Source organism: Nonomuraea sp. NPDC050786, assembly GCF_040654115.1.
GTDB lineage: Bacteria > Actinomycetota > Actinomycetes > Streptosporangiales > Streptosporangiaceae > Nonomuraea.
In genome coordinates this window covers 628,062-647,273 of the sequence record NZ_JBFAHJ010000002.1, presented here as the reverse complement: position 1 = coordinate 647,273, position 19,212 = coordinate 628,062, and the positions used below count along the sequence as shown (strand labels likewise).

Below are 19,212 nucleotides of genomic sequence, written 5' to 3'. Positions count from 1 at the left end.
CGTGTCGAGCGCCCCGCACCGTGATCGACATGTTCAGCAACAAGTGGACCGGGCTGGCCATGGGTGCGCTGCTCGACGGGCCCAGGCGCTTCAACGAGCTGCGCCGGATGCTCGACGGCATCACGCAGAAGATGCTGTCGCAGACCCTGCGCGCCCTCGAGCGCGATGGGCTGGCCACCCGCACGGTCTACCCGACGATCCCGCCTAAGGTCGAGTACGAGCTCACCGACCTGGGCCGCAGCGCCATCGACATCCTGCGGGCCATCGGCGACTGGGCGCGCGAGCACGCCGACGACGTGACCGCCGCCCGGGAGACCTACGACCGGCGGGCCAAGGAGCCCGTCAGAGCCGTCTGAGGCGGGCCCAGGCCACGAACGTGCCGCCGAAGACGGCCATGGCGAGGCCGGTCCACAGGTTGACCGCGCTCCCGAGCGCCCCGGCGACGACGAGGATCACGCCGTACACCAGGAACAGCCCGCCGATCACCATGCGAATGTCACTCATATGATCACCCCGTACATCGCTGCGGCGAGGACGAGGGCGCCTGTGCCGAGCAGCACCGGCGAGCGGTACCACCGTGTGTCACCCGCCAGCGCGTCGTCCTCCAGATTGACGGCGCTGAGCCCGTACACGAGCCCGCGCAGCTCCTCGACCGGCTTCGCCGTGGTGACCAGCGTGACCGCGACGGACACGACCACGTCCACGGCGAACGCCAGGCCCGCGCCCCAGAAGCTGGCGTTCAGCTCGGTGCCGAAGTCCACGATCCCGGCCTTGTACGCGATGTAGGACGCGAAGGCCGCCAACGTGCCGGCGAGCAGCCCCCAGAACCCGGCCCACGGCGTCATCCGCCGCCAGAAGAGGCCGAGGATGAAGGTGGCGAAGAGCGGCGCGTTGAAGAACGAGAAGAGCGCCTGCAGGTAGTTCATGATGTTGGAGTAGCCGGCCGCGATGAACGCCGTGCCGACGCCCAGCGCCACGCCCACCACCGTCGCGATCCGGCCCACCCGCAGGTAGTGGCTGTCGTCGCGGTCGGGACGCAGGTGCGACTGCCAGATGTCGTTGGTGAACACCGTGTTGAAGCCGCTGATGTTCGCCGCCATCCCCGCCATGAACGAGGCCAGCAGCCCGGTCACCGCGACCCCCAGCACGCCGTTCGGCAGCAGGTCCCGCATGAGCAGCGGGATCGCGCTGTTGTAGTCCTGGCCCTTGCCCCAGCCGTTGAACAGCACGAGCGCGATCATCCCCGGCAGCACTGTCACCAGCGGGATGAAGAGCTTCGGGTACGAGGCGATGATCGGCGTGAGCCTGGCCGCGTTCGTGTTCCTGGCCGACAGGGCCCGCTGCACCTCGGCGAAGTTCGTGGTCCAGTAGCCGAACGAGAGCACGAACCCGAGCCCGAACACGATGCCGATCCAGTGGGCGTGCATCGGGTTCTCGCCCGCCGTGTCCGCCCAGGTGTGCAGGCCGCCCTCGCCGAGCGCGCTCTGCCGTACCTTCTCCGCCAGCCCCGAGAAGCCGCCCACCTTGATCAGCCCCAGCACGGTCAGCGGGATCAGCCCGGCCAGGATCACGAAGAACTGCAGCACCTCGTTGTAGATGGCCGAGGAGAGCCCGCCCAGCGTGATGTACGACAGCACGATCACCGCCGAGACCACCACGGAGACCGGCAGCGGCCAGCCCAGCAGCGCCTCCATGACCAGGGCCAGCGCGTAGAGGTTCACGCCCGCGATGAGGATCTGCGCCACCGCGAACGTGATCGCGTTCAGCAGCTGCGTCGCGCCGTTGAAGCGTTTGCGCAGGAACTCGGGCACGCTGCGGACCTTCGAGCGGTAGTAGAAGGGCATCATCACGAGGCCGAGGAAGACCATCGCGGGGACCGCGCCGATCCAGTAGTAGTGCACGGTCATGGCGCCGTACTGCACGCCGTTGGCCGCCATGCCGAGGATCTCGATCGCGCCGAGGTTGGCGGAGACGAACGCGAGCCCCGTGATCCAGGCCGGCAGGCCGCGGCCGGCCAGGAAGAAGTCGAGGCTCGAGCTGATCCGCCTGCGCGCGGCGACACCGATGGCGAGGACGGTGGCGAAGTAGATCGCGATGAGGGCGTAGTCGAGGAGGTTCACGTCGAGGCGCACGGCGCTTCGGCTACCCCGGAAAGTCCCAATATCACCGGCTTCGCCGCTTGATGTGAGTGCCCCTCAGGTAAGGGGCCGGCGAGGCTTGGTGGACCGTCGAACGCGGCCCGCCATACTGTCGGAGGGTGAACGTCGCCGACCTCAGCCCGGCGCAGGCCCGGGAGCGCTTCCGCGCCGGCGAGCGCGTGCCCACGGCGGGCTGGTGCCGGGGCTGGACGCAGGCCAACCTGATCGCCGTGCCCAGGCGGCTCCGGTACGACCTGCTGCTGTTCGCCCACCAGAACCCGCAGGCGTGCCCCGTGCTCGACGTGGGGGAGCCGGGCGCCTGGTCCACGCCGCTGTTCCCCGGCGACCTCCGTACCGACCTGCCCGGATATCGGCTCTACCGCGACGGCGAGCCGGTCGCCGACCCCGGCGACGTGGTGGCGGAGTGGCGGGACGACCTGGTGCCGTTCCTCATCGGATGCAGCTTCACCTTCGAGGCCGCGCTGCTCGCGGCCGGGGTGCCGGTGCGGCACCTGGAACTGGGGACGAACGTGCCGATGTACGTCACCGACGTCCCCTGCGAGGCGGCGGGCAGCCTGTCGGGGCCGCTGGTCGTGTCGATGCGGCCGGTGCCGGAGGCGCTGGTGGCGACCGCGGTCGAGGTGACCGGGCGCTACCCGCTGGTGCACGGGGCGCCGGTGCACGTCGGCGACCCCGCGGCGATCGGGATCCGCGACCTGGCCCGGCCCGACTTCGGCGACCCGGTGGAGGTGCGGGCGGGGGAGGTGCCGCTGTTCTGGGCGTGCGGGGTGACGCCGCAGGCGGCGGTCATGGCCAGCGGCGTCGAGTACGCCATCGGCCACCTGCCGGGGCACATGGCCATCCTGGACGCGCGCGACGACGACTACCGCGTCTGACGCGGCGCCTGCGCGTACGCGGATTTGCGTACGCGGGTGCCTCGTCTCGGCGGACGACCCGGCGGGCCGCCCCGGTCAGACTCCTTGACCATGCTGACCGTTCTGACCAGGACATTGACGGGTGCCTTCCGAGTACCTGAGCTGCGCAGGAAGCTGCTGTTCACGCTGGGACTGATCGTGCTGTTCCGCCTCGGGCAGCTCATGCCCGCGCCGGGGGTGGACGTGGTCACCGTGCGGGAGTGCGTGGGGGCGGCCAAGGGCGGGCTCTTCGACATGGTGCAGATGCTGAGCGGGGGCGCGATGCTGCAGCTGTCGGTGTTCGCGCTGGGCGTCATGCCGTACATCACGGCCAGCATCGTCATGCAGCTCTTCGCCGTGCTCGTACCCCGGCTGGACGCGCTCAGGAAGGAGGGGCAGCGCGGGCAGGCCAAGATCACGCAGTACACCCGCTACCTGACGGTCGGGCTCGCCGTGCTGAACGCCGGGACGGTCGTCGCGCTGGCCCGCGCCCGGCAGCTCCTGCCCGGCTGCACGCGGCCGCTGCTGCGGGACGAGGGCCTGCTCGCGGTGATCGTGATCGTGCTGACCATGGTGGCGGGGGCCTGCGTGGTCATGTGGCTCGGCGAGCTGATCACGGACCGCGGGATCGGGAACGGGATGTCGCTCCTGATGTTCTCGCAGGTCGTGGCGGTCTTCCCGGCGTACATGGCGAAGATCTTCGTGATGAGCCCGATGAGTTTCGCGGTGATGACCGCGGCGGGGCTCTGCCTGGTGGCGGCCGTGGTCTTCGTGGAGCAGGCGCAGCGGCGGATCCCGGTGCAGTACGCCAAGCGGATGGTGGGGCGGCGGATGTACGGGGGGAGCAGCACGTACATCCCGTTGAAGGTGAACCAGGCGGGGATCGTGCCGGTGATCTTCACCTCGTCGCTGCTGTACCTGCCCACGCTGGCGGCGCCGCTGCTCGGCCAGGCGGGACAGGCGTGGGTGGAGCGCAACCTGACCACGGGTCCGCTCTACATGAGCGTGTACGTCCTGCTGATCGTGGGATTCGCCTACTTCTACGTGTCGATCACCTTCAATCCCGTGGAGGTGGCGGAGAACATGCGGCGGTACGGGGGGTTCGTTCCCGGGATCCGGCCCGGGGGTCCGACGGCGCGGTACCTGGCGTACGTGCTGGGGCGGCTGACCGCGCCCGGGGCGGTCTATCTGGGGGCACTGGCGCTGCTGCCGCTGGTGGCCTTCGCGGTCCTCAAGGATCCGGGTACGCGGCAGAACTTCCCGTTCGGCGGGACCAGCGTGCTGATCATGGTCGGGGTCGGGCTGGACACCGTGAAGCAGATCGAGGCCCAGCTGCAGCAGCGCAACTACGAGGGCTTCCTGCGGTAGCTCAGGCGGGGATGCTCAGCCCGGCTCGCATGGCGAACACCACGAGCTGGGCGCGGTCCCTCGCGCGCAGCTTGACCATGGCCCGGCTGACGTGGGTGCGGACCGTGTCGGGGCTGATCACCAGCTCCTCGGCGATCTCCTCGTTGGACCTGCCGGTGGCCACCCAGGCCACCAGCTCCCGTTCCCGGGGCGTCAGCGTCTCCAGCCCTTCGACCGGACCGGCGCCGTGCCGCCCGAACATGCCGATGACCTTCTTGGTGATCGCCGGTGACAGCAGCGCCTCGCCCGCGGCCACCACGCGCACGGCGTTGACCAGCTCCTCCGGGGCGCTGTCCTTGAGCACGAAGCCGCTGGCCCCGGCCTGGAGCGCGGCGAAGACGTACTCGTCCACGGCGAAGGTCGTCACCACGACGATCCTGGTGCCGCGGAGTCCGGGGTCCTCGGCGATGGCGCGGAGCGTGGCGAGGCCGTCCATGCCGGGCATGCGGATGTCGAGCAGCAGCACGTCGGGGCGGACGCGGCGGAGCAGCGCCAGCGCGGCGCTCCCGTCGGCGGCCTCGCCCACGCACTGCATGCCGGGCTCCCGCTCCAGCAGGGCCCGCAGCCCCATCCGCACGACCGCCTGATCGTCTGCGACGGCCACCCTGATCACGCCCTCGGCGCTCGGCAGGCTCGCCGGCCCCTGGACGGTCTCGTCGTGAGGGGTGGTGGCCGCGGGTTGGGAGACGGTCTCGTCGTACGGGGCGGTCGCCGGTTGCGGGGTGGACACAGGGGCCGGTGCGGTCGGCGGTTGCGGGGTGGGCATGTGGTCCGGTGAGGTGGGCGGTTGCGGGGTGGGCACGTGGTCCGGTGCGGTCATGCCGAGACCCGGGGGAAGCGGGCGATCACCTGGAAGCCGCCGCCGTCGCGCGGCCCGGCGGCGAAGTGGCCGCCCGCCTCCGCGACCCGGGCGCGCATCCCGGCCAGCCCCCGCCCTTCGCGAGCGCCCGTCCAGCCCGCACCCCGGTCGGCCACCTCCAGCACGAACTCGTCCGGATCCCCGCCCACGCGCACGAGCGCCCTGGTGGGGCCCGCGTGGCGCAGCACGTTGGTCAGCGACTCGCGTACCACCCGGTAGACGGGGCTCTGGAGGTGAGCGGGCACGGTGAAGTCGACGGGCTCGACGTCCACCGGCAGGCCCGCCGCCCGGACGCCCTCGATGAGCCGGGCGAGGTCACCCCCGGGCGGGTCGATGCCGTCGAGCGCCGCGCGCAGCTGGGTGAGTGCCGTCGTGCTGGTCTCCCTGATCGCCTGCAGTGACGCCCTGGCCTGCTCGGGGTCGTCGTCGAGTGCGACGAGCGCCAGCCCGGCCTGCATGGCGATGGCCGCGAGGCCGTGCCCGGCCGCGTCGTGCACCTCCCCGGCGATCCTGGCCCGCTCCACCGCCACCACGTCCGCCGCTGCCACCACGTCCGCCGCCGCCACCGCGTCTGGCGCTGCCACCGCGTCGGGTGCCGCCACCGCGTCCGGCGCGGTCCGAACGGCCCCACCGACGCCAGTACGGCCGTCCCGAGCCACTTCGCCGAGGCCGGGCGCGCCCGGAGCCGCCTCGCCGTGGTGCGGCGCCGTCCCGGCCGAGGCCGGTGCCGCTGGACCGGGCCACGCCGAGCCTGGCCACGCCGAGCCTGGCCACGCCGAGCCGGGCGTCATCGAGATGGGTGCCGCCGAGCCGGGCGTCGTCGAGACCGGTGCCGCTGGGCCGGGCCAGGCTGAGCCGGGCGTCGTCGAGACCGGTGCCGCCGAGCCGGGTCCCGTTGAGGTCGGCGCGGTGTCATCCCCGTCCGTCGCACCAGCACGGCGGACGGTCTTGAGGTGGCGGGGCTGGGCGGCGGGGATGGCCCACGGGCGTACAGCCGCGGGGGAGAGGTCGACCTGCGGCGGCTCGGCCTCAGCGGCGGCAGCGGCCGCGGCGGCGCGGGCCTGGGCGAGGCCGCCGAGCGACCATGGGACGGCCAGCCAGCCCGCCCACGCCAGCACGACCACGACCGGGATGTCGCCGAGCCGGGTCAGGCGCGACAGAGCGGCCAGTGGCCGGCGCAGGCGGCCGCTCCTGTGCGTGTGCTCCGTCACCATCCCCACCCGGCCAAGCCTCGTGTAGCCCCGATCCTAGCGAGCTTTTACACGTCCCTGGTCTCGCGCGGACCCGCCAGCCCCCACGAAGTGATCTTCCTAGGTGTGATCTTGATGATCTCCCTGGAGAAGAACGGCACGGGCGGATCGACGTCCGTCAGCGCCTCAGCCGTGCCCCTGATCTCGATGCCGCGCACCACCCACGGATCGACCGAGGCCAGGTCGTCCACGACGAGCGCGACAGTGCTGCCCTTCTGGACGTTCCTGAACTTCTTGGACGCGCCCATGGCGTGCCCGCCGATGGTGATGATGCCGGTCTCGGCGTCGACGAAGAAGCCGACCGGGTTGTTCTGCACCTGGCCGTCAGGTGACACGCTGGCCAGGCGGCCGAGGTGCTGCGACGACAGGTACTCTAGTTCCGCTGCGGTGAAGGTCATGCGGTCGAGTCTGCAACCTTGACATTGGTTGAGGTCAAGTCAGCCCGTCGGTGAGCCAGCGCAGCGGGTTCTGGTGGGTGATGAGGCCGATCGTCTCGTCGCCGACGCCCGACTCGCGCAGGCGCGGCAGCAGGGCGTCGAACAGGTGGGCGTAGCCGGGCCCGTCATACTTGCGCAGCTGCGCCACCCGGCTCAGTCCCGAGCTGATCAGCAGGCGGTCCGCGTGGCCGTCCTCGATGAGGCCGAGCGCGATCCTGGCCGCCTGGTCCGGGCCGAGGCCGAGCAGGCCCAGGCTCACGTACGCGCCGGCTTCGGCGATCTTCCTGGCCGCCCCGAGATCGGCGCCCGCGTAGCCGACGGCCACCCGCGAGCCCGGCAGGCCCTGCCCGAGCAGGATCTCCAGCAGCGCCGGGGCGTTCGCCCCGTGCGTCGCGACGGGGAGGCGCGACTTCAGGGAGGCGCGGGCGGCGGCGATCAGGCAGCGCTCCTCGCGCGGCGTGGGCTCGGCGCCCCAGGAGCCGACCTCGCCGATCACGCCGGGGAAGACGCCCATGTCGTCCGCGCCGCTGACGATCTCGTCCATCAGCCGGCTGGTGAGCGAGTCCACGTCCGCGTCCCCGACGTCCGTGAACGGCTCCGCGAACAGCCCGGTCGAGGCGATCACCGGCACCCGGCTGCCCGCCGCCATGCGGGCCAAGGCGGCGGCGTCGCGACCCATGCCCATGCAGGTCAGATCGACCACCAGGCCGAGCCCGCCGGACTGGCGCAGCTCGCGGAGCTCGGCGGTGACGGCGTGCTCCTCGTCGAGCCAGCGGTACGGGTCGGAGTCGATGCCGACCGCCCAGCGCATGTCGGTACGCAGGTGCTCATGGGGGAGCACGGCACCGGTGATGGCGGCCGCGCGTACAGGGCCGGTGACGGTACGGAGCAAGACCTCGGGCATATCAGACATTAACCGATGTTTGCCGGACGACGTTCCGGTCAGGTGGAAAATTTACCGTCTGGCGGGTTTGCTGCTCTGCTAGTCGCTTGCAAGTGGCCACCCGGTGGCGCGCCGTATCCTGGGTGGCATACCGACTGCCGGGGGGAATTGTGCAGATTCAGGACTCCGACACCGGCGACGCCGACATGATCAAGGGTGAGGCCGCCGACCGCTCCAGCATGCCCGGGCGCCGTACGGGCCTCCAGGGGTGGCTCGACGGGATCAGGTCCACGCGCACGGGGGCGCTCACGCTGAAGATCGTGTTCGGCGTGATCGGGACCCTCATGGTGGTGGCGGGGCTGATCATGGTGCCGTTCCCCGGGCCGGGGTGGGCGGTCGTGTTCGCGGGGCTCGCGGTGCTGGCCGTGGAGTTCCACTGGGCGCGCCGGTTGCTCGACTTCGGCAAGCGCACGCTGCACGCCTGGATGGAGTGGTACAAGCGGCAGGGCTGGCTCGTGCGCGTCGTCGTGCTCATCGTGACGGTGGCCGTCGCCGGGGTGATCGTCTACTTCGGCCTGCGTACGCTCGGCATCGACCTGATCGAGATCGCCCGGCGTTACATCTAGACCCGGTCGGCATAGCGCCCGAAATTTCGTACGTTCCTGTCTAATCTGCGGGCGTGATCGCCAAAATCGCCATCGCGCTGTCCATGACGCTCCCCGGGGGTTACGCGGGGCCGGCGACGCTCTCGGTCGCGGCCCGGGCCGACCTCGCGCTCCCCGCCACCGCTGGCATGAAATATCAGGAAAAAACGGGCGATCCCGTACGTCTCGCCGCCTACGGCCTCGGCACCAAGCGCACCTACCTCAGAGCCGCGACCGGCGACGCCTTCGCCTGGGAGCAGTCCCTCTCCGAAGTGTCCGTCTCGCCCGGCGGCCGCCTCACGGCAGGCGTGCCCCGCTCGTACCGGTCGGGCTACGACTCCCTGATCGTCACCGACCGCACCACCGGCGCCTCTTCCCGGATCCGCACGGTCAAGAGGCCGATGACCGCCTCCTACGCCTCGTGGTCGCGCGACGGCAAGCGCGTCGCGCTCACCGTCGAGCAGAAGGAGAGCGGCAGGTGGCGCGTGCTCGGCTTCACGGTCGTGGACGTGGCCGCCAAGAGCGCGCGCACGGTGCGGGTCACCGGGCTGAGCCGGAACGCGGGCTTCTGGTGGAGCCCCGACGGCAACCTGATCTCCATGTACGGCACCGGCCTGCGCGTCTACCGGGCCTCCGACGGCGCGGTCATGCGCACCTACGTGGGCGTCGGCCTGCCGACCGGCCCCGAGGACTCGTTCTCGCCGTCGGGCAGGCGGCTGACCACGTGGTGCCCGTCACGCGTCAAGGAGCAGGTCTGCCTGGTGGACCCGGTCACCGGCAGGATCGCCCAGCGCGTCAACGCGCGGCCCGAGGCGCTCTTCGGCTGGTGGGACGAGAGCCACGTCATCGCCGTCCTGGCGCGCGGCACGGCCTACCGGCTGGCGGTGCTCGACCTGAACGGCAAGGTGACGCGCGTGCTGGCGGACGTGCCGCGCACCGCGTGGGCCTCGGACCTCTGGCTCTCGTTCATCCGGGTGTCATAGGTAGAGACCGGTGCCGTGGTCGGTCTCCTGGGTGGCCACCGCGTGCAGGTCGCGCTCGCGCATCACGAGATAGATCTGCGCGTGCACCTCGACCTCGAACTGGTCCTCCGGGTTGAACAGCACCTTGTCGCCCACCTTGACCGAGCGCACGTTCGTGCCGACGCCGCAGACCTCGCCCCAGGCCAGCCGGTTGGCCATCTTGACCGTCGCCGGAATGACGATGCCGGAGCCGCTGCGCCGCTCCTCGGCCTCCGGCTCCAGCTTGATCATGACCCGGTCGTGCAGCATCTGAATCTCGAACTTGGGCTCTACCACGCCCACAAGTTTACGAGTCGCGACGCGCGCGGCACTCCGCGAGCGCGATCACGGCAGCCTGATCTCGGCGAACACGGGCCGGTGGTCGGTGTGCCCCAGCGACAGCACCTCGAAGTCCCGCACCGCCATCCGCCGATCCGCCAGCACGTGGTCGATCGGCACGCCGGGGACGTTCGCGTCCGAGCCCTCCTGCGGCCAGGTCGGCACGAACCCCCGCCCCATGACGTCCGCCGCGTCCCGGTAGCCGCTCGCCAGCAGCTCGCGGACGGCCAGGTGGTCCAGCGTGGCGTTGAAGTCGCCGGCCAGTACCCGCAGCTCCTTGCCCGCGCGCGGCAGCGCCGCCAGGCCCGCCTGCCAGCACGGCTGCCGCCCGATCCGCTTGGGCGCGCACGGATGCACGGAGACGATCTCCACCCGTTCCCCGCCGGGGTGCGTGAGCCAGGCCCTGGCCTGCCCGAAACCGCCGTACTTGATCGTCTCACCGGCCTTCAGCGGGTGCCGGGCGTACACGGCCGACCCGCCGGCCCCTGGCAGCGGGCGGGTGACGGCGTACGGCAGCACCTTGCGCACTCCCGCCTCGTCCAGCCGCCGCATGGCCTCCGGCGTGAACTCCTGCAACGTCAGCACGTCCGGCCGCAGGCCGGTGACCAGCGCCATCAGCTGCTCGGTGTCCGCCCGCCCCACCAGCAGGTTCGCCGAGAGCACCCGCAGCGCCGGCCCGCCGGCCTCGGGGTTGCCGTCGGCCAGCGCGCGGGGGAGCAGGACCGGCATCAGCGCCAGCGCCGAGACGAGCGCGACCGTTCCGGCCGCCCACCGCCGGAGCAGGCAGGCCAGCACCAGGATCAGCACCGTCGCCAGAGCCGCGTACGGCGTGTACGCCACCATCGGCACCCACGGCCAGTCCGGCTCGAACCCGCTCAGCCGCACCACCGCCCACGCCGCGAACGGCGCCACCAGAATCCAGCTCACCCATGTCCGCACACCCTGTATCGCCGCGAAGCCCGGTTCGAGTTCATGAGAGGCTGTCCGCCATGCGCGACGTGGAAGCCAGGGTCCTGAACGCCATCGACGAGGCCGAGACCGTGAGCATGCTGGCCGAGACCGTCCGGGTCCCCAGCGTCACGGGCACCGACGCCGAGTCCGACCTGCAGCACCGCTTCGCCCGCCTGCTCACCGAGGCGGGCATGGACGTGGACGTCTGGAAGCTCGACCTCGCCGACCTGACCGGCCGTCCCGGCTTCCCCGGGACGGAGGCGCCCAGGAGCGAGGGGTACGGCGTCGTGGCCGTCACCGGGGGCGAAGGGCCGCCCGCGCTCGCGCTCCAGGGTCACGTGGACGTCGTTCCCACCGGTGACCTGGCCAAATGGGAGGGCAGCGACCCGTTCGCCGCCCGGATCAGCGGCGACGTGCTGCACGGCAGGGGGGCCTGCGACATGAAGGCGGGCCTGGTCGCCAACCTGGCCGTGGCGCGGGCGATCAGGAAGGCCGGGATCAGGCTGGCCAGGCCGCTGGCCGTGCACTGCGTGATCAGCGAGGAGGACGGCGGGCTCGGCGCGTTCGCCACCCTGGACCGGGGGCACACGGCGGAGGCCGCGGTCATCACCGAGCCGACCAGCGGGGCCGTCATCACGGCCAACGCGGGCGCGCTGACGTTCCGGCTGGAGATCGCCGGACGGGCGGCGCACGGGGCCACGCGGTACGAGGGCGTCAACGCGGTCGAGGTGTTCTGGCCGGTCTTCGAGGCCGTCAGGCGGCTGGAGGCCGAGCGCAACCGCGACGTCCCCGGCCTCTTCCAGGGCAACGAGCTGCCGTACCCGATCGAGATCGGCACCGTGCGCGCCGGTGACTGGGCCAGCACGGTGCCCGACCTGCTGATCGCCGAGGGGCGGCTCGGGGTGCGGCTGGACGAGGAGCCGGCGGCGGCGCGGGCCGCGTTCGAGGAGGCGGTCGCGGCCGTCGCGCACCCCTGGCTGCGCGCCAACCCACCGGTGGTGACCTGGCCCGGCGGCCAGTTCGCCAGCGGCCGGCTGCCGGCCGGCCACGTGCTGCTGGAGGAGGTCGGGCAGGCGGTCGCCGACGTCACGGGCGCGCGGCCGGCAGAGTCGGCGGCGCCGTACGGGAGCGACCTGCGGCTGTACGCGGCCGGCGGGATCCCGACGCTGCACTACGGGCCCGGCGACGTGCGGTTCGCGCACGCCCCCAGGGAGCAGGTCGAGCTGAGGGAGCTGCGCGAGGTCACGCGGGCCCTGGCACTGCTCGCCGTGCGCCGCTGCGGAGCACATTGAGCTCACCTGTGCTCGTGGGCGCTGAACTGGACTATAGTCCGAATCATGTCTGAGTCGCTGGAGCTTCTGGTGGGCCGCCCGGTGAAGGAGCGGGCGGACGCGGCACGCAACCGGGAGAAGGTGCTGGCCGCGGCCGCCCGGCTGTTCGCGGAGAACGGGGTGGAGGCGGTCTCGATGGACGCCGTGGCGGCGGAGGCCGGCGTGGGCAAGGGCACGCTCTTCCGCCGCTTCGGCGACAAGTCGGGCCTCGCGGTGGCGCTCCTCGACTCCCGCGAACGCGACCTCCAGCAGCGCATCCTCTCCGGCCCGCCGCCCCTGGGCCCCGGCGCTCCGGCCGCCGAACGCCTCACCGCGTTCGTGGCCGCCTACCTGGAGTACCTCTTCGCCCACCTGGACCTGGTGCGGATGTCGGAGACCGCCAGCCCGGGGGCGCGCTACCGGATCGGGGCCTACCGCTTCTGGCACCGGCACGTCGCGCTCCTGCTGGCCGAGGCCCGCCACCGCTGCGACGCCGACGCGCTGTCCCACACGCTCCTGGCCGCGATGGGCGCGGAGGCCGCCGGCGTCCTGAAGGACACCTGCGGTCAGGCCCGGGCCGTCGCCGCCGTCACCACGCTCGCCACCGCGCTCACCACCGGCCTCTGAGGGGCACCGGGGTCAGGTGGTGGTGGGCACGCGGCGGCGCGCCTCCGGGACGATGAGCGGGGTGCCGGTCTGCGGGTCGGAAATGATCTCGCAGCGCAGGTCGAAGACGCGGCGCACCAGCTCCGGCGTGACGATCTCCGTCGGGTCCCCCTCCGCGACGATCTCGCCGGCCCGCATCACGATCAGGTGGGTCGCGTACCGGCAGGCCTGGTTGAGGTCGTGCAGGACGGCCACCATCGTGCGGCCGGTCTCGTGCAGGTCGGCGCAGAGGTCCAGCACCTCGATCTGGTGGGAGATGTCGAGGAACGTCGTCGGCTCGTCCAGGAGGAGGATCGGCGTCTCCTGGGCCAGCGCCATGGCCAGCCACACGCGCTGCCGCTGCCCGCCCGACAGCTCGTCCACGATGCGCTCCGCGAGCTCCGCCACGTCGGTGGCGCGCATGGCCTCGGCCACCGCCGCCTCGTCGGCGCGCGACCACTGCCGCATGAGCCGCTGGTGCGGGTAGCGGCCCCGGGCCACCAGGTCGGCCACGGTGATCCCGTCCGGCACGATCGAGCTCTGCGGGAGCAGGCCGAGCCGCCGCGCCACCTCCTTAGAGGGCAGCGACGTGATCACGCTGCCGTCCAGGTGCACCGCGCCGGCCTTCGGCTTGAGCATCCGGGCCAGGGCGCGCAGCAGGGTGGACTTGCCGCAGGCGTTCGGGCCGATGATCACGGTGAAGGACTCGTCGGGGATCGTCACGCTCAGGCCGGTGGCCACGACCCGCTGGTCGTAGGCGAGGGTGAGGCCGGTGCCTGACAGCCGGGCGGCGGTGGCCATCAGCACGTGTCCTTGGTCATCAGTGGCGGTCCTTTCGCAGGAGCAGGGCGAGGTACGTGCCGCCGATCGCGGCGGTCAGCACGCCGACGGGCAGCTGGGTGGGGGCGAGCACACGCTGCGCGGCCAGGTCGGCGGCGGTGAGCAGGACGGCCCCCATCAGCGCCGAGGCCCCCATCGTCACCCCGGCCGAGCGGGTGAGCCGCCGGGCGAGCTGGGGTGCGGCGAGCGCGACGAAGACGACGGGCCCGGCGGCGGCCGTGGCCACCCCGGACAGCAGCACGCCGGCCGTGATCGCCGCGGCGCGCACGACCTCGACCCTGATCCCCATGGCCTTGGCCGCGTCGTCGCCCATCTCGATCATGCGCATCGGCCGCGCCACGAACGCGCACACCGGCAGCAGCACGGCCAGCGCCAGCGCCACGGGGATCGCGTGGTCCCACCCGCGCCCGCTCAGGCTGCCGGTGAGCCAGGCGCCCGCGGTGGCCGCGTCGTTGATGTCGGCCCTGGTCAGCAGGTACGAGTTGACCGCCAGCAGCAGCGCGTTCGCCCCGATGCCGACCAGGACCAGCCGGTAGCCCTGCACGCCGCCGCGGAAGGCCATCGCGTACACCAGCGCGGCCGTCACCACGCACCCGGCCAGCGCGCCGCCGGCGATCGTCATGGCCGAGCCGCCCGCGACCACGGCGAGGATGCCGCCCGTCGAGGCGCCCGCGGTGAGGCCGATGAAGTCGGGGCTGCCCAGGGGGTTCCTGGTGAGGCTCTGGAAGATCGCGCCGCTCACCCCGAACGCCGCCCCGACCAGCAGCCCCGTCACCACGCGAGGGGCGCGGAGCTTGCCGACGATCAGCTCGGCGACCGGCGTGCCCTGACCGAAGAGCGCGGAGACGATGTCGGGCACGGGAACCGTGAACTCGCCCGTCGAGACGGCCGCCACGGTCACCGCGCAGGCGATCACGACGAGGGCCGCGCTGACGGCGAGGGCGCGGGGCGCGAGCCGTACGGACCAGGGGCCGACGCGGACGGTCACAGCGCCGCCACCCGCTTCCGCCTGGCGAGCACGATGAAGATCGGCGCACCGATCACCGCCCACACGATCCCCACCTGCACCTCTCCGGGCCGGGCGATGACCCGGCCCACCACGTCGGCCCCCAGCAGCAGCACCGGCGCGGCCAGCGTCGAGTACGGCAGCACCCACCGCTGGTCGGGCCCCACCACCGCGCGGACGGCGTGCGGCACGATCAGCCCCACGAACCAGAGCGGCCCCGCAGCCGCGGTGGCGGCGCCGCACAGCAGCGTGACGGCCACCCCGGTGAGGATCCGCGTACGGTTCACGGCCACGCCCAGCGCCTTGCCCGCGTCGTCGCCGAGGGCCAGCATGTTGAGCGGACGGGCCAGCAGCAGGCCGAGCGCCAGCCCCGCCACCATGAACGGCGCCAGCCGCACCAGCGTGTCGGCCGTCTGCCCGGCCAGCGACCCGGTCAGCCAGAACCGCATCCGGTCGAACGTCCGCGTGTCCATGCGCAGGATGGCCGAGGCCACCGCCGTGCAGACCATGCCGAGGGCGACGCCGGCGAGCGCGAGACGTACGGGGCTGGAGCCCGAGCGGCCCGCTGAGGCCAGGGCGTAGACGACGACGGAGGCCAGCGCGGCCCCGCCGAACGCGAACCACACGTAGACCGCCGGGTCGGAGAGCCCGAACAGGCCGAGCGCCAGCGTGACGCCCAGCGCCGCGCCCTGGTTGATGCCCAGCAGGCCGGGGTCGGCCATGGGGTTGCGGGTGAGGCTCTGCATGAGCGCGCCCGCCAGCCCCAGCGTGGCGCCCACGCCGAGGCCGAGGAACGTGCGCGGGACGCGGAGCTCGCGGATGACCGTGTGGTCGCCGGAGCCGTCCGGGGCGAGGAAGGCGTCGATCACCGTCGAGAACGCCATGGACCGCGCCCCGAGCGCCACGCTCGCCATCGCCACCAGCGCGAGCACCGCCACGGCGACCACGAGCCCGCCCGCCAGCGCGGCGGTCCGCCCCCGCGCCGCGCGCCCGCCGCCCTCGACGGCGAAGGGCGGCTCGGCTTCCCCGACACCGGCGCTCTGCTCAGCCGGGCGCACCCGACTCCCCCTCTCGTAGCGGTCAAACTTAGGCAAGGCTAATCTAATGACCCGATAGCAAGGCAAGCCTAACCTTAGGAGATGAACATGTCGGGACCGGTACTGGCTCGCAGGGGCTTCCTGGCGTCCGCCGCAGGCCTCGCGGCGGCCCTGACGCTGACGGCGTGCGGCGGTGCGTCGACCACCACGGGAACGGCCGCCCCCACCGCATCGGGCTCCGCGGCTCAGGCCTGGACGTTCATCGACGACCGCGGCAAGAAGATCGACCAGCCCAAGGCGCCCTCCAGGATCGTCGCCCAGGTCGGCGCCGCGGCCGCCCTGTGGGACTTCGGCGTGCGCCCCGTCGCCGTCTTCGGCCCGCACAAGCTCAAGGACGGCGCGAAGGACCCCCAGGTCGGCAACGTGGACATCACCAAGGTCGAGGGCCTGGGCAACGTCTGGGACGAGTTCAACGTCGAGAAGTACATCTCGCTCCAGCCCGACCTCCTGGTCAGCAGCATGTACATCAAGGGCACCCTCTGGTACGTGCCGGAGAAGTCGAAGGAGACCATCGAGCAGGTCGCCCCGACCGCGGGCATCATGCTCACCGGCCGCAGCGCGACCGAGGTGATCGGCAAGTACGAGGAGCTGGCCAGATCACTGGGCGCGAGCATGGAGGGCGTGGACGAGGCCAAGGCCCGCATGGAGGCCGCCACCAAGGAGCTCGCCCGGTTCAAGAACCTCAAGATCCTCATGATGTCCGGCGGCCCGGACGCGATGTGGGTGGTCAACCCGCCGGAGTACCCGGACATCGTGCACCTCATGAACGCGGGCCTGGACGTGGTCAAGCCCGCCAAGGTGGACGAGGGCGGCTTCTTCCAGACGCTGAGCTGGGAGAACGCCGACGAGTACGACGCCGACGTGATCCTGTACGACACCCGCACCCAGTCGCTCAAGCCCGAGGAGATGCTGAAGAAGCCCACCTTCGCCAAGCTCCCCGCGGTCAAGGCCGGCCAGCTCTACCCGTGGAACGCCGAGGCGCCCTACAGCTATCAGGGCTACGCGGCCTTCCTCGAGGGCCTGGTGGCCAACCTGAAGAAGGCTAAAGAGCTCCCCTGACCTCGACGATCTCGGCGAGGGGGAACTCCAGGTAGTCGCCTGCCTCCTCGCACCAGGCGTCCAGCGCGCCGCCCTTGAGCTCGCCGTGGCTGATCGTGGCGGTCAGCCCGTCGGTCAGCGTGATGCCGGCGCGCACGCCCCGGTCGACCACGAAGCCGAGCAGCGACTGCTGCGCCGTCGGCAGCCTGGTGGCCATCCTGCCGATGATCGCCCACGTGCGGCCGCTCGTCTCGTCGTCGGAGCGGCCGGCCTCGATCAGGCGGCGGGCATGCTCGTACGGGTCGGGCGTCGGCTCGGCGAGCAGGTAGGGGAGCGGGTCCATCTCCGTGATGCCGGGGAACTCCGACAGCTCGGCCACCCGGCCCCCGGGCAGCAGGATGAGCTTGCCGCCCTGCGGCTCCTCGTGCCTGGCCCGGTGGACGGTGATCTCGCCGGTGTCGGAGACGGGCACGGGAGAGTAGCCGACCTCCCGCAGCGCGGCCAGCGTGCGCTCGGCCGGCGCCGCGCTCACCAGCACCGTGGGCGCCAGCAGCCGGATGCCGAGCCGGCCCAGCCGCCGGTGCGCCGCGATCTCGGCCAGCAGCGCGGGGTCGCCGGCCTGGATGACGCATCCGACAGTGGTGACCGTGACCTCGCCGTGCCTGCGCGCGGTGTCGCGTACGAGATACTCCAGCGGCTGCGGGATCGTGCCGACCGCGGCCAGCTCGTCGAGCAGGTCGTCGGCGTCGTAGCCGTGGTCGAGAGCCCGGCGCACGCTCTCGGTCGTGAAGCGCCACACCGAGGCCGCGCCGCGCGACTCGCGTTCGGCGGCCCGGTCGAGCAGCGCCGCCAGCTCCGCCGACGGCGGCCCGGTCACGACCGCGGTCAGGTCGGGCCCGAACAGCGCGCTCCTGCGCACGCTCGCCAGCGCCCTGGTGGCCACCTCGGCCAGCACGGGGTCGTGCTCGACCATGGGGACGGCGTCGTCGTTCTCGTCGCCCGGTTTCGCGGTGAGCCCGGCCAGCGCCCGGCCCAGGTCGGTGATCGCGTTGTTGGCCAGCAGCCCCAGCAGCGTGGCCTCGTCGAGCACCGCCGGCGCGCACGCCACCAGCAGCTCCAGGTCGAGCAGCGGCGTGTGCCAGTGGACGTTGGCCACGAGGCTGTCGCGGTCGGCGAACGCGGTGCCCGCCGGCAGGTCGGCCAGGGCCGACAGCACGGCCCTGCGGATCCGGGCCACCGCACTGCCCGAGGGGTCGTCGCGGAGCACGGTGCCGTACTTGCCGTCGATCTTGCGGAGCGACGAGCGCTCCATGCGCCACCACGCCGCCAGCAGCACCCGCAGCCGCGCCGAACCCTCGTCGAGCCGCCACCGGTCGAACCGGTCGGTGGGGATCATGCCGCCCGACGGCTCGTCCCAGGCCAGCAGCCGGGCCACCGCGCAGACCTCCAGCAGCAGCCGCGTCTCGTCCTCGTCGCAGCCGGTCTCCTTGGCGATCCTGCGTACCTCGCGCACGCCCACGCCGCCCGTCTTGAGCAGCGGCAGCGGCGTCTTGGCGGTGTTGTCGAGCAGGGCCGCGCACCGCTCGACGACGTGGGGCGCGGCCAGGGTCATCAGGTGGTCGACCTCTTCGGGGTCGACGGGGATCGTCGCCACCTCGGGCGGCTCGGGCCGGTAGGCCGGGTGGTAGCCGGGGCCGCGCAGGCAGATGGCCACCTCGCGGGGTATCTCCGCGACGTGCCAGCTCGGGCGGAAGAGCAGGCCGTGGTCGGCGCACCACTTCTCCGGCGTGCCGGGCGTGACGAACCGGCCGCCGTCGACGTTCAGCGCGGGGCCCTGCCAGGCGAACCGGTCGAGCAGGGGGACCGTGCCGTCAGGCGCGCCGCGCACCAGCGCGCTGACGCGGGCGCGGTCGCCGAGCGCCTGGGTGACGCGGGCGATGACGCGGCGCTTGTTGCCCTCGGTGGACAGGCCGAGATTGCGCGCGAGCGCGTGCAGCGCGTCGTTGCCGATCGACCAGGAGTTGAGGTAGTGGTCGAGCGGCTCGCCCAGACTGAGCGGGGCGGACCACCAGCGGGCGACGCCCTCCGTGAGGTGGATGACGCCGTCGTCGTCCGGCCAGGCCAGCGCGTGGTCGTACAGGTATTCGAGCCAGGGGGTCACCTCTTCGAGCGGCGCGTCGACGAACTGCGCCAGCCGCTCGGGCGTGGGGCGGGTCATGGCCAGGGCCGCCTCGGCCAGCTGCAGGCAGGGCAGCGGCAGGCAGCGCAGGGTCTCCATCACGGCGAAGCCGTTGCCCAGGCGCTGGGCCAGGGTGTCGAGCCGCCGCGGCCAGGGCGCGGCGATGGCGTCGGGCCGGTTGGCCAGGACGCGGCCAAGTCTGTCTTCGTCGAGTGTTCGCAGCCAGCCGAGCAGGTGATCTTTCATCTGTCAGCACTCTCATGGGGTCGCGCGT

At 72.4% G+C, this 19,212-nt stretch carries 20 protein-coding genes; 8 read left to right on the top strand and 12 right to left on the bottom strand.

Features of this window, described 5'->3' with window-relative positions:
- Nucleotides 1-29 precede the first annotated feature (29 nt).
- On the top strand, nt 30-356 hold the full coding sequence (locus AB0H84_RS07405) for a helix-turn-helix domain-containing protein (protein WP_357599524.1): 327 nt from the start codon (nt 30-32) through the stop codon (nt 354-356).
- Here the strand turns inward: AB0H84_RS07405 and AB0H84_RS07400 are convergent.
- Nucleotides 343-504: a hypothetical protein gene (locus AB0H84_RS07400; RefSeq protein WP_357599521.1), complete on the bottom strand. Its 162-nt coding sequence runs from the start codon at nt 502-504 to the stop codon at nt 343-345. The two genes, AB0H84_RS07405 and AB0H84_RS07400, sit on opposite strands and share 14 nt — an antisense overlap.
- Nucleotides 501-2,132, bottom strand: a complete 1,632-nt coding sequence (locus AB0H84_RS07395) for a sodium:solute symporter family protein (protein WP_357599518.1) — start codon at nt 2,130-2,132, stop codon at nt 501-503. Before AB0H84_RS07395 ends, AB0H84_RS07400 begins: the two co-directional genes overlap by 4 nt.
- Before the next feature lie 125 nt (nt 2,133-2,257).
- Between AB0H84_RS07395 and AB0H84_RS07390 the strand changes: the two genes are divergently transcribed.
- Both AB0H84_RS07390 and secY read left to right on the top strand, forming a co-directional pair.
- Nucleotides 2,258-3,034, top strand: a complete 777-nt coding sequence (locus AB0H84_RS07390; protein ID WP_357599515.1) for a putative hydro-lyase — start codon at nt 2,258-2,260, stop codon at nt 3,032-3,034.
- Nucleotides 3,035-3,124: 90 nt separating this feature from the next.
- On the top strand, nt 3,125-4,420 hold the full coding sequence (gene secY, locus AB0H84_RS07385) for a preprotein translocase subunit SecY (RefSeq protein WP_357599512.1): 1,296 nt from the start codon (nt 3,125-3,127) through the stop codon (nt 4,418-4,420).
- A 1-nt stretch (nt 4,421) separates the two neighbouring features.
- Here the strand turns inward: secY and AB0H84_RS07380 are convergent, their stop codons facing one another.
- The 4 genes from AB0H84_RS07380 to AB0H84_RS07365 all read right to left on the bottom strand — a co-directional run bounded on the left by AB0H84_RS07380 (nt 4,422) and on the right by AB0H84_RS07365 (nt 7,909).
- Nucleotides 4,422-5,072, bottom strand: coding sequence for a response regulator transcription factor (locus AB0H84_RS07380; RefSeq protein WP_357599686.1), 651 nt, complete (start codon nt 5,070-5,072; stop codon nt 4,422-4,424).
- Nucleotides 5,073-5,275: 203 nt separating this feature from the next.
- Complete coding sequence (locus AB0H84_RS07375; RefSeq protein ID WP_357599683.1) at nt 5,276-6,532, bottom strand: histidine kinase; 1,257 nt, start codon at nt 6,530-6,532, stop codon at nt 5,276-5,278.
- A gap of 44 nt (nt 6,533-6,576) precedes the next feature.
- The gene (locus tag AB0H84_RS07370) at nt 6,577-6,966 is read right to left on the bottom strand and encodes a PPOX class F420-dependent oxidoreductase (protein WP_357599509.1); all 390 of its coding nucleotides are present in this window, start codon (nt 6,964-6,966) and stop codon (nt 6,577-6,579) included.
- 34 nt (nt 6,967-7,000) lie between these two features.
- Entirely contained in the window at nt 7,001-7,909 is a 909-nt protein-coding gene (locus AB0H84_RS07365) for an aryldialkylphosphatase (RefSeq protein WP_357599506.1), read from the bottom strand.
- Nucleotides 7,910-8,058: 149 nt separating this feature from the next.
- Between AB0H84_RS07365 and AB0H84_RS07360 the strand changes: the two genes are divergently transcribed.
- Together AB0H84_RS07360 and AB0H84_RS07355 are read left to right on the top strand one after the other, a co-directional pair.
- The gene (locus AB0H84_RS07360; protein ID WP_357599503.1) at nt 8,059-8,514 is read left to right on the top strand and encodes a TIGR02611 family protein; all 456 of its coding nucleotides are present in this window, start codon (nt 8,059-8,061) and stop codon (nt 8,512-8,514) included.
- Nucleotides 8,515-8,567: 53 nt separating this feature from the next.
- Complete coding sequence (locus tag AB0H84_RS07355) at nt 8,568-9,515, top strand: hypothetical protein (protein ID WP_357599501.1); 948 nt, start codon at nt 8,568-8,570, stop codon at nt 9,513-9,515.
- On the opposite strand, the gene AB0H84_RS07350 is transcribed toward AB0H84_RS07355, so the two are convergent.
- Nucleotides 9,510-9,830 (bottom strand): co-chaperone GroES, encoded by a 321-nt coding sequence (locus AB0H84_RS07350; protein ID WP_357599498.1) that lies wholly within the window; start codon nt 9,828-9,830, stop codon nt 9,510-9,512. The two genes, AB0H84_RS07355 and AB0H84_RS07350, sit on opposite strands and share 6 nt — an antisense overlap.
- A 48-nt stretch (nt 9,831-9,878) precedes the next feature.
- Nucleotides 9,879-10,799 (bottom strand): endonuclease/exonuclease/phosphatase family protein, encoded by a 921-nt coding sequence (locus tag AB0H84_RS07345; RefSeq protein ID WP_357599495.1) that lies wholly within the window; start codon nt 10,797-10,799, stop codon nt 9,879-9,881.
- Nucleotides 10,800-10,861: 62 nt separating this feature from the next.
- On the opposite strand from AB0H84_RS07345, the gene AB0H84_RS07340 reads away from it, so the two are divergent.
- Together AB0H84_RS07340 and AB0H84_RS07335 are read left to right on the top strand one after the other, a co-directional pair.
- Nucleotides 10,862-12,115: an ArgE/DapE family deacylase gene (locus AB0H84_RS07340; protein ID WP_357599491.1), complete on the top strand. Its 1,254-nt coding sequence runs from the start codon at nt 10,862-10,864 to the stop codon at nt 12,113-12,115.
- A gap of 45 nt (nt 12,116-12,160) precedes the next feature.
- Nucleotides 12,161-12,760: a helix-turn-helix domain-containing protein gene (locus AB0H84_RS07335; protein ID WP_357599488.1), complete on the top strand. Its 600-nt coding sequence runs from the start codon at nt 12,161-12,163 to the stop codon at nt 12,758-12,760.
- A gap of 12 nt (nt 12,761-12,772) precedes the next feature.
- Here the strand turns inward: AB0H84_RS07335 and AB0H84_RS07330 are convergent, their stop codons facing one another.
- The 3 genes from AB0H84_RS07330 to AB0H84_RS07320 are packed head-to-tail and all read right to left on the bottom strand — an operon-like array spanning nt 12,773 to nt 15,682.
- Nucleotides 12,773-13,579 carry an ABC transporter ATP-binding protein gene (locus tag AB0H84_RS07330; protein ID WP_357599485.1) on the bottom strand — a complete coding sequence of 269 codons (807 nt, stop codon included), beginning with the start codon at nt 13,577-13,579 and terminating at the stop codon, nt 12,773-12,775.
- Between the two features lie 19 nt (nt 13,580-13,598).
- On the bottom strand, nt 13,599-14,606 hold the full coding sequence (locus AB0H84_RS07325) for an iron chelate uptake ABC transporter family permease subunit (RefSeq protein WP_357599483.1): 1,008 nt from the start codon (nt 14,604-14,606) through the stop codon (nt 13,599-13,601).
- Nucleotides 14,603-15,682, bottom strand: a complete 1,080-nt coding sequence (locus tag AB0H84_RS07320; RefSeq protein ID WP_357599480.1) for an iron chelate uptake ABC transporter family permease subunit — start codon at nt 15,680-15,682, stop codon at nt 14,603-14,605. The genes AB0H84_RS07325 and AB0H84_RS07320 overlap by 4 nt, the downstream gene beginning before the upstream one ends.
- 87 nt (nt 15,683-15,769) lie before the next feature.
- Between AB0H84_RS07320 and AB0H84_RS07315 the strand changes: the two genes are divergently transcribed.
- The gene (locus AB0H84_RS07315; RefSeq protein ID WP_357599477.1) at nt 15,770-16,780 is read left to right on the top strand and encodes an ABC transporter substrate-binding protein; all 1,011 of its coding nucleotides are present in this window, start codon (nt 15,770-15,772) and stop codon (nt 16,778-16,780) included.
- Here AB0H84_RS07315 and AB0H84_RS07310 read toward each other — a convergent pair.
- Nucleotides 16,764-19,184, bottom strand: coding sequence for a helicase-associated domain-containing protein (locus AB0H84_RS07310; protein WP_357599474.1), 2,421 nt, complete (start codon nt 19,182-19,184; stop codon nt 16,764-16,766). The genes AB0H84_RS07315 and AB0H84_RS07310 overlap by 17 nt on opposite strands.
- Nucleotides 19,185-19,212 lie beyond the last annotated feature (28 nt).